Here is a 7,616-nt window from a genome sequence, read left to right as displayed (position 1 = left end):
TATGCGCTTTCGAAATTCAGGCTTATTTAAAGGAGACATAATGTAATATGAAAAAATTTTTTTATTCAATGGTACCCGCGTTGCTATTAACTGCGTGCTCCGATGCGACAACAAACATCACGAATTCACCGACTCCTTTATACGCGGCAACCGCAAGTCCAATCCAACCTTCGCTTACAGCCGCATCCAACACAATCCTTGTAACGGGACCGCTCACATTGTCAAGGAACGATCTATTCCAGATTACAAAAAAGCAAGAATACTTGAGTGTGGTACTTACTAACGGAAAGTATTTCGAAGACTGGTCCCCTGGGCCTTTAATGGGTCGCAATTGGGAGGGGGAATTCCAAATCCAGCTTTCCAATGAAAACGGCGAAGTGGAAAGCGCCGTCGATTTAAACGGTTATTTTAATGACAAAATAGTGTTCAACTCGTTCTTTGACATCGAGTTCGATGATTACAACGGGGATGGGAATATCGACTTTACAATTGGTCAATATGCATCGAGCAACGGCAGTATATTTAAGCTGTTTACGCTTGATAAGTCTGGACAAATCGAAGAGTTGCCTATTAAAGGGCATCACGAAATATTCGCGAGCGGTATTGGGCGTTATTCCACCAAGTTAGCTAAAAACAAATTGGGTTTTTCAAGCACGTATTATGACAACAGTATCGGAAAAGACGTAGTACAATCCTTTGCGTGGAACGGAAAAGAATTCGTTAGTGAATCGGAATTCGTCCAACCGATAACGGACTCAGAATACGATGTCTCCAATCTGGAACTGCCTCTGCCGAAGGGATGGAACTCGAGTACCGAAGACCGCTTTGGCGCATCTATCACCGACGAGAACGGAGTCAATCTCGGGAGTGTTGTCACGTACCCGTATGCTGACGATTTTGACTTTAGATCTTACAAGCCCAACCATAGCGAAATTATAAATGAAGAAACGATCGATACTCCCATCGGAAGCGGTAAACTATATACGCTCGACGCTGACAACGGTACTGCCGCCTCCGGCCTAATTGGCACACATGACGTCTATTTTGCCGTTATCCCTATACAAGACAGAATTGTTTACGTACTGGAATTTTCAAAGCGTGATAAAGAGGCTGCGTCCAAAATGCAATTCATCGGTCTACTAAACGGGTTGCGGTTAAAAAAGTGAACTCCAACCGATTGGAGATAAGGCTGATCAGGGAGGCCCTTCAGCCCTCGGGCTTTATTTTCGCGTCCTAGTCTGCCGTTGTTATTTTTATCGGATCCAGTCCAAAACATAAATATGCCTGAAAGACAAGGGACAAGGCCTCGCATCTTCATTGTCCGCAAAACACGTCCGACATCGCGCGGACGCCAAGGGCAGTCGAGGTCGTGAAGGGCAATCAGCTTCGTTTGTACATTCGTTCCCGCGTAGGGTAAGCGCCCGGCGCCTTGCCGCATTACTACGGCAGGTTTCCAAACGCTCCCCTCCGAACCGTACATACAACTCTCGCTGTATACGGCTCTCCAGTATTCTTAGTCTAGCAATCCAGCGTGTAATTTTTTATGACAGCTAACACAGAGCGCCATCGTTTTCCGTTTCCGAGCGACCATCACCTTTTCCCAAGCCCGTTTGCCCTTTAGGTCTTTTAGCTTCCTAACATGATGCATATGGATGGAGACTCCTCCTTTACCGCACCATTCGCACTTGCAGGCTTTTATCCGGTCCATCATGCTTGTTCTAGCCATAGTGACCGAGATATTGTCGGGATTGTTATCTATGGATGGCCTCGTATCCGGCATTTCTTGGCGTCTGAATCCTCCATTGTACAGAAACAGCGTCTTTTCACCTGAAGTCGTCTGGTATCTGACCGCGAACTTCCCGTCAATGCAATATTTCCTTTTGAGTTTTCCAATACTGCATTGGTATTTCAGGCAAAAGGTTCTGTACATGCTGTATTCCATCACATATTTAAAGCTTTGGAGGTTACTGACGTTGTGGGCTAATCGGTAATAATTGTACATCCCCAGAATTTCGCTATTGTACTTTTTCAGAATCTCAAGGTCATCATTTTCTACCAGATACCGTCTATGCTTAGGTCTCCAGATTTTTTTTTGGTCTCTGTCCGTTTTGATGCGAAGCGCCTTATAGGCCAGCAGTTTTTTCAGCCACTTTTCTTGCGGCATATACAGCAAGACTCTGTTGCTCATGCTGCGCCTGCCGTAGTGTGTCTGTTGATCGCGGCAGACACAGATGTCGTAGCCTAGAAACCGGGCTTTTGTTGCCGTGTGTGTAATCAGCGTTTTTTCCTCGGACATTTCCAACTTCAAGGTTTCCCGAAGATAGTTGCCAATATCACGTTTAACCTGTACGGCATCTTCTTTTGAACCGATAATTCCGACCAAAAAGTCATCTGCATACCGGACATATTTGAGCCTGCGGAATGTGGGATCAAAGGGATCGCGACAATGCACGCTCTGCATGCTGGTCTTCAAAGCCTTGATTTCCTGTAAAGCGAGTTGTTTCTCCTCGTCGAACATACCGTTCCATCTCGCCGTGGTTTCTTTGCGCTTGACCGAGAGTTTGTATTCCCAGAAGCGGTATTCTTTTGTTCGTTGGTGGAAAGGGAAAGTTCCTCTATCAAACGATTTGATATACTTCTCCATATGTTTATCAAACCGGTCAAGATAGATATTTGAAAGAATCGGACTTATGATAGAGCCTTGCGGCGTGCCCGAGTAGGTATTATGAAATTTCCAATCTTCCAAATATCCGGCTTTAAGAAACTTCCATATCAAGGCGATGAAATATTCGTCATCGATTCTTCGACGTAGTGTATCGACCATAATATGATGATCGATGTTGTCGAAAAATCCTTTAATGTCGCCTTCAACGAACCATTTCGCTCCTGTAAATTCCTTTTTGATTTGCACAAGCGCGGTGTGGCAGCTTCTGTTTGGCCGGAAGCCATGAGAAAGACGGGAGAATGTACGCTCATAGATGCTCTCCAGCATCATGCGAACTACTTCTTGCACCAGTTTGTCATCGAAAGATGGGATACCAAGAGGCCTCATTTTTCCGTTTGCTTTCCGAATGTATACCCGTCTTGCGGGATTTGGTTGGTAAGAATGATTCCTCATACTGTCGATGAGCTTGGAGATACGTTCCATTCCCATGCCATCAATGGTTTGTCCATCCGCGCCTTTGGTCATGTTACCCGGTTTTGCGTAGATGTTTTGGTAGGCCATCAGATAAAATTCAGGGTTGTACAAATTCCGATATAGCCGTTGAAATCGGTACTTGGAGTTACACGCCTTTGTGCTTAGACTTTTTAATACCTCTAAAGGATTTCTCAATGTCTCGCACATCCTTCCTTTTTCAGTATTAAACGAATACCTGTTTCCCTTCGCCATGTAGACGGCTTTCCCGTCCTCGGACTACTATGGAAACTCCGTTGCCTTATCGGATTTTCAGAGCCTTACGCTCATAGCTTGTTGCAAGCGTTCCGACTTAGGCAATCTCCGTTTAGACGATTGAAAATGGCATGCTGTGATGTCGGATATGACGTTCGTCCTTTTCCGTAGATTACGGCTTGGAAACATGCGGTATAGTGTAAATGCACATGGGATACCGTACATTTACGCATGTTATACGGCGTATCAACTATCTTTCGCCGTAGCTGCACAATAGGGCCCATCGGACTGTCATTCAAGCAGTTTAGCCTTTATCCTCATTCACAGCTTTTCATCTCGCCATTCAGTCGCGGTAGCGATAGTTTACCGACTTATGGCTTTTCCTGCGTGCTATTGTCCCCGTCCAGTTTCCCTTTCGAGTAAGCAGGCTGATGATAGAGTGGTGTTATGACACCGTTTATACCTTTCTCTACTACCTTGCCACAGGTAGAATTCTCAATCGTCCACAGATCAGCTAGAAATCTGGCTGACCTTTACGGACGCACGCCCATTTTGAATGTCGATCCAAGCAGTATCCGAACCTGTCCGCTGCGTACTTTGGCGAACAATTCCTTTTTCTTGATCTCGGTATTAGCGTCGTGAATAAAGGCGATTTCGTCAGCCGGGACACCTTTCTCCATCAGCTTGCGCCGCAGCTCGTCGTACACATTGAAGGTACCATCCTGTTTCGGAATGGACAAATCGCAAAACACCAACTGGGTCAACCGCGTCTCCTGATGTTCCTCCCAATACCGGAAGACATTGTCCGCGCAGGCGCTGACTTTGCTGCCTTCGTCGTCGGGAAGCAGGGGATTAGCCAGCCGCTGATCGAGCGCCAGTTTGCGTCCGTCATTGGTGATCGTCAGCATATTGTCCTCATGCGGCTCTACTTCCTTCGCCCGCACCCGCTCGGCGCGGCGGGCAAGGTCCGCGACCATATCGCGCTGAAAGTCGCTCGGCGGCACGGCCACATTATGGAAGTGGGCTTTCGGCACGGGAAGCTGGAGCATGTCAGCCGTCTGGATATCGGCCACTTCTTTGAACATATTCATCAGTTCCGGCAAATTGTAAAAACGGGCAAACCGGGTTTTCGCCCGATAGCCCGTTCCTTCCGGTGCAGATTGTCAAGGAGGTTATTACTCAAATTGTTATTCGTCTGTGATAATGTCACGGTGTAACTATTTTGAGATAATGTCACTATGAGACAGGAGAGCGACTGTGGGGTACCTTTCAAGACCGTTTGGTCATTGAACTTCGGCTGCTGGGTTTAAATACGCTGGAAGAAGCAAATCGAGCATTGCCGGAACTCATAGAAAAACATAACCGCACTTTTGCGGTTGAACCATAGGAGGCGGAATCCGCATACCGTCCTCTACCTGCGGAGACCGATTTGGAGTATGTTTTGCTGTTCGAACTTATAGACAGATTGGTTCTTGCCAAACTCTTTCCTATAGGGGAAACTTTATACACTAGCCGAAAAGCCTTCACAGCCCTTTGAGACGAAAACAAGCGAGGAAGTACGGGAAACTATGCAGGTTACGCTGGTCATTTGGCATAAAGGACATGCATTAGAATCACGGGAAACCCAAAAACCATCCCGTCGTCAGGAAACCAAGCCAGAAACAAAAACAGCGAGCCCTGCGCCGCCACGCAAGCCCGCTGCTTCGCTTCCATGGCGTAAACCATGGTCTCAAAAGCAAATCCAACGTAGCATAAATGCGTGAAAATATGAAAGCATTTGGGCTATTCCCTTTTTTTCCTGGCCTTCTCCTACTAAGACCCTATCCGAAACCATTTGTGAAAAAGTAGGAAAACGGTGGAAAATGTCGAATTCCTTCAAGAGAAAAGTTTGGAGACGATCGTCATGGCAACCGCACCGAAACAGCAATCCTTTACAATTCCTGATGAGTTGTGGAATAAAATCCAACCTTGTTACCGGTGGAACCGCGAAACCCGAAGAGCGGTCGTCTGCGTATGGACGATCATCAGGCGATGACGGCAATCTTTTACGTGCTCCGCACGGGCATCCAATGGAAAGCGTTTCCTTGTGAGATGGGGGCCGCTTGTACGATGTATGATCGTTTTCAATGCTGGCAAAAGCAAGGCCTTTTCAAACGCATGTGGGAAGCGGGGTTACAGGCGTACAATGAATTTAAAGGTATTGAATAGACCTGGCAAGCGGTGGACGGAGCCATGATCAAGGCTCCGCTTGGGGAAAAGGAACGGGACCTAATCCGACGGATCGCGGCAAGCGTGGCGCGAAACGGAGTCTGTGGCCGGATGGACGGCGTCGTTATAGATGGGGCGAATCTCCATGATATGAAAATGTTCAAGACCGCGCTGTCTGAGGCAATTGCACCAAGACCGGAACCGGACGAAAAGAACCCGTAGTATTTGTACCCGGATAAGGGATACGACTATCCGATCATTCGGGAACAAGTGGCCGAGTTGGGATACATCTTTAACTTGTGTTCGCGCGGTAAGAGAAGGCATCGATTCCGGGATACCGGGTACAGCGATGGATGGTCGAACAACCCACTCCTGGATCAACCGTTTTCGCCGACTGCTCGTTCGTTGGGAGAAGAAGTGGAGAACTACGAGGCGATGCTCCATTTTGCTTGCACCTGGATTTGTTTCCGCCATGCAGAGGTTTTCGGATAAGTTCTTAGAGGATCTGGTTGTAGAATACAGCGACGAGGCAACAGAGAGTGTGGCGGCAGCCCCCAGAATAATGCGGAACTCCGATATTTGCCGGAAGAAGTCCCCCGATGATTTGTCGAATCGAGATTAAATCAATGGGACGTGCCCCGATCAAGGATCCATTAGCTTATGTTTCATATCCGGAACGGAAGGATTACTCCGTCGATGAGATCCATAAAAAGCGGGAGCATGCTTTGAATGTTAGAAAGACACAACAAGGGAGGCACACTCCCTAAAGAAGGAAGGGGTGCAGTGGATTTGGAAAACATATTACTTCTCTTGACTTCCTCTAATTTTTCGGCGCTTGATATAACCATTCAACGTAGTGTATACCGTGAGTTTTACACCTTGGTCTATAGGGTGGTCATACAAATGGTCAAAGATCATGCAGCCACAGAGGACATTATACAAGAGGCATTTCTGAAGGTGATTCGAAATGTTCCAATTGTTGATAATGAAACCCAACTGAAAAGCTGGTTAAAAGTTGTCGTTCGGAACACCACATACAACTACATCCGAAAAAATAAAAAAAACTGCAACCAAATTGACTCCGATAATGTTTTTTTTAGATAACAATATTGCCTACGCTACTGATGCAGAAATGATCGAGGACCACATTGAGATGAAAATGATGGCCGACATGATTGGTCGATATCTTCAGGACCTTAAACCAGAATTCCGCTGTCTAATTGAAATGCGCTGGAAAAACTGTATGTCGTATAAAGAAATTGCAGAGGAACTCCATACAAGCGAGGATTCAATCAAATATAAGTTGCACCGAGCTCGGAATTCGATCAAAAAGCGCTTTATCAAGGAGTGGGGTGAGAGCAAATGAACAAAGATGAATTTGATCGGCTCTTTGATACTGCTTTTGAAGAAGCAGTCAAAAAACAATTGCCGGTTGCAAACCCCGAACCTTCATGACAGCGGCTTGAGCCAAAATTGAAAGCACGTCGATCGCATAAACGGTTTTTGCTTTTACCATATGTAGTGGCCGCTTCATTTCTTATTGGCGCGTTCATCGTCGGATCACCGACAGCCACAAAAGCATTCAGCCCGTTCTTTCAGACCATTAAGCAAATTCAATCGGGTGTCGTGAGTTTTATTTTCGGGAACGATGCTGAACCGACCGGCAAGGCGAGAACAGCGCCTCCTCCTGACTCTCCACTCGAAAACGAAGGAAAAAGCATCGATTCCGGCGTACTTCAAGAGCAGCATTATGAAACGTGGGAAGAAGCGGGCGACCACTTGCTATTTCCAGCTCCTAAAATCGGCTATATACCCCCGGCGTTCATTTTGAATGATATCCTTGTTTTTTCAAAAGGCGGAGAGAACGCGAAGAAGGCTGTCCTTATCTATAGGGATCCGAATGCAGGAAAATCGTTCATGATAACCATTCGCATGTTGGAGAAAAACGAAACGGTGACTTCAGGATTTGATAAGGATGCTGGTGACTACAAAAAAGTTAATCCTGAATTTCGAAAGT

General features: G+C 46.4%; 5 protein-coding genes and 2 pseudogenes. 5 read left to right on the top strand and 2 right to left on the bottom strand.

Annotated elements, in window-relative coordinates; translation table 11 throughout:
- Positions 1-47: 47 nt before the first annotated feature.
- Positions 48-1,166, top strand: a complete 1,119-nt coding sequence (locus H7B90_RS09895) for a hypothetical protein (RefSeq protein WP_185135707.1) — start codon at positions 48-50, stop codon at positions 1,164-1,166.
- A 347-nt stretch (positions 1,167-1,513) separates the two neighbouring features.
- Here the strand turns inward: H7B90_RS09895 and H7B90_RS09890 are convergent, their stop codons facing one another.
- Positions 1,514-3,334, bottom strand: a complete 1,821-nt coding sequence (locus H7B90_RS09890; protein WP_185135708.1) for a reverse transcriptase/maturase family protein — start codon at positions 3,332-3,334, stop codon at positions 1,514-1,516.
- Between the two features lie 590 nt (positions 3,335-3,924).
- Positions 3,925-4,476, bottom strand: coding sequence for a hypothetical protein (locus H7B90_RS09885; RefSeq protein ID WP_446483095.1), 552 nt, complete (start codon positions 4,474-4,476; stop codon positions 3,925-3,927).
- An 818-nt stretch (positions 4,477-5,294) separates the two neighbouring features.
- On the opposite strand from H7B90_RS09885, the pseudogene H7B90_RS09880 reads away from it, so the two are divergent.
- From H7B90_RS09880 to H7B90_RS09870, 4 genes and pseudogenes are all read left to right on the top strand, one after another.
- Positions 5,295-6,091, top strand: a pseudogene (locus tag H7B90_RS09880) (IS5 family transposase).
- Between the two features lie 237 nt (positions 6,092-6,328).
- Positions 6,329-6,703: an RNA polymerase sigma factor gene (locus H7B90_RS32850; protein WP_260410901.1), complete on the top strand. Its 375-nt coding sequence runs from the start codon at positions 6,329-6,331 to the stop codon at positions 6,701-6,703.
- Positions 6,687-6,965, top strand: a complete 279-nt coding sequence (locus tag H7B90_RS32845) for an RNA polymerase sigma factor (RefSeq protein ID WP_311772706.1) — start codon at positions 6,687-6,689, stop codon at positions 6,963-6,965. Before H7B90_RS32850 ends, H7B90_RS32845 begins: the two co-directional genes overlap by 17 nt.
- 107 nt (positions 6,966-7,072) lie before the next feature.
- Positions 7,073-7,616 (top strand): annotated as a pseudogene (locus H7B90_RS09870) (hypothetical protein); the annotation flags it as partial.

This window comes from Cohnella xylanilytica (genome assembly GCF_014212175.1).
GTDB lineage: Bacteria > Bacillota > Bacilli > Paenibacillales > Paenibacillaceae > Cohnella > Cohnella xylanilytica.
The sequence above is the reverse complement of the archived record's forward strand: the minus strand, read 5'-3'. Positions and strand labels throughout refer to the sequence as shown.